At 38.4% G+C, this 2,657-nt stretch carries 1 protein-coding gene and 1 pseudogene; both read left to right on the top strand.

The window, feature by feature from the left end; genetic code table 11:
• Positions 1-187 (top strand): annotated as a pseudogene (locus ACJMLO_RS08095) (hypothetical protein); the annotation flags it as partial.
• A 136-nt stretch (positions 188-323) separates the two neighbouring features.
• A partial coding sequence (locus ACJMLO_RS08090; protein WP_405295668.1) for a heavy metal translocating P-type ATPase occupies positions 324-2,657 on the top strand: 2,334 nt, incomplete at its 3' end.

Here is a 2,657-nt window from a genome sequence, read left to right as displayed (position 1 = left end):
TGGTCTGGGAGGATTCTATTCTCTTTTTATATTGAAGGCTGATGAAATAGACCATGAGAGACTTATGGAGTTTTTCCCGGATATTGATGTGAAAAAGCATATGTACTCTTCTTTTGTCATTGGATATCCTAAAGTCAAATTTAGAAGAACAATTCCTCACAGAGATATTAAGGTTAATTACATTTAAAATAATGCTTATTTCTTCAATCAGCCGATTTTAAACTGATAAATCTATTTTTTACATTATCCAAACAGAAAATTTTAGCAAACCTAAAATTTATATGCATTAAGAATAAAACTATTGTTATAAATAAGGTGATGTCATGGTAAAGCACAAGCTTATGGATTTGCCAATTGAGGGAATGCACTGTGCTTCCTGTGTTTTAAGTGTAAATAAAACTTTTGAAAAAATTGAAGGTGTGGAGGCTGTTGACGCTGATTTGGCATCAAACAAACTGCACATTACAGTTGATACTAAAAAAATTTCCTATGAGGAAATGGAAAGATTAGTGAAGAATTTAGGTTTTGAACTACACTCAGATGAAATGACCTTAAGAATTCAGGGAATGCACTGTGCCTCATGTACAATGAATGTCGAGAATTTTTTAATACGATTGGACGGAATATTCGATGTTAAGGCGGATTTGACATCACAATCAGCAAAAATACGATATGACTCATCTAAAGTAGAGATAGATGAAATTGAAAAGGTAATTGAGTCTTTAGGTTTTGAGCTTTTGGGAATCGAAGGTCAAACAGAAATTGACGAAGAGGCGATTTATCAAAAGGATCTTAATGAAAAACGCAATAGAATTATTGTTGGCTTAATATTTTCAGCTGTTCTAATGATTCTGATGTTTAGCGGATGGGATCCATTAATGGGTGTTACCCATTCAATTAAACAGGCAACAGGCATTGATATTTCATCAATGGGACTGTTGTCATTGCTTGTAAGTATTGCACCATTTTTGTATGTGTCTCTTCCAATCTTAAAAGCTGGCGCCAACGGTTTGATGCACAAGAATTTGAATATGGATGTAATGTATTCAATGGGTATAATGGTGGCATACGTTTCAAGCATTTTAGGAACTTTCCACATTGTATTGGACCATTCATTCATGTTTTATGACTCAGCAGTAATGCTTCCTTCATTTTTAATGATTGGTAGGTACCTTGAAGCAAGAGCCAAGAAAAGAACATCAGATTCTATTCGTGAATTGATCGGCCTTCAGCCGACTGTTGCAACAGCGATTGAACTTGATGATTCAGGTGAAATAATATCCCAAAAGGAGGTTTCAATTGCCGACATTGAAATCGATGACATGCTTTTGGTAAAGCCCGGTGAAAAAATCCCGGTTGATGGGGATGTCGTTGGCGGAGAGTCCTATGTGGATGAATCAATGATCAACGGTGAACCGATTCCTAAAGTTAAGCACGACGGTGAAGAGGTCTTTGCCGGAACTATCAATCAGGATGGGGTCTTATATATCAAGGCTCAAAAGATTGGCAAGGAAACAGTATTGTCAAACATCATTCGTTTGGTTGAAAAAGCTCAAAGCTCTAGGCCTCCGGTTCAGAAATTCGCAAATACCATTGTAACCTATTTTATTCCGGTCATTCTGACAATAGCAATTGTTGTTTTTGCAATATGGTATTTTGTTTTAGGCGAATCATTGCTGTTCTCATTGACATGTCTGATTTCAATTTTGGTAGTGGCATGTCCTTGCGCATTGGGTCTTGCGACTCCTACTGCAGTTACTGTAGGTGTTGGAAGGGCTGCCGAATTCGGTATCTTAATTAAAAATGGAGATACATTGGAAAATGCCGGCCAGATTGATGTTGCCGCTTTTGATAAGACCGGTACGATTACTGAAGGAAAACCTGAAGTGGATGATATCATTGCCTATGGCATTGGCGATGATGAATTGGTCAAACTCGTTGCCAGTGTCGAGCAGAATTCAAATCACCCGATTGCAAAGGCTATTGTAAACAAGGCTAAAGAGTTGAACATAGAATTGGATCCAACAACTGAATTTGAGAATGTGACAGGTAAGGGCCTTAAAGCACAGCTCAACGGCAGTGAGGTTCTTGCGGGCAATTTGAAGTTAATGGAAAGCGAGGATGTGAATGTCGCATTTGAACTTGTTGATAAATATCATGAACTTGAAGCCTTAAGCAAGACCATTATCTTTTTGGCTCAGGATAAATCAGTAAAGGGCATCTTAAGCCTGTCAGATAAAATCAAGTCCAATTCAAAAAGAACAATTGAGGAACTGCACAAGATGGGTGTCGAAACATACATGTTAACTGGTGACAACGAATCCACTGCGCTTACGGTGGCCCGTGAAGTTGGAATCGATAATGTGGAGGCAGGGGTTCTTCCCGAAAACAAGTTAAGCATTGTTAAACAGGCACAGGAGAACAACACTAGAAAGGTACTGTTTGTTGGAGATGGTATTAACGATGCTCCTGCACTTACGCAGGCCGATATCGGAGTTGCTATGGGTAACGGTACTGACATTGCAATGGAAAGCGGGGATATTGTTGTTATGGAAGGAGACTTGGAAAATGTTGTTGCTGCAGTTCAATTTTCCAAAAAAGTTATGCGCAGAATCAAAGAGAACATTTTCTGGGCATTTGCATATAACTCCCTGTTG

The organism is Methanobrevibacter sp., from assembly GCF_045120835.1.
GTDB lineage: Archaea > Methanobacteriota > Methanobacteria > Methanobacteriales > Methanobacteriaceae > Methanocatella.
Note: the sequence above shows the minus strand (reverse complement) of the source record. Positions and strands in the feature narration are given on the sequence as shown.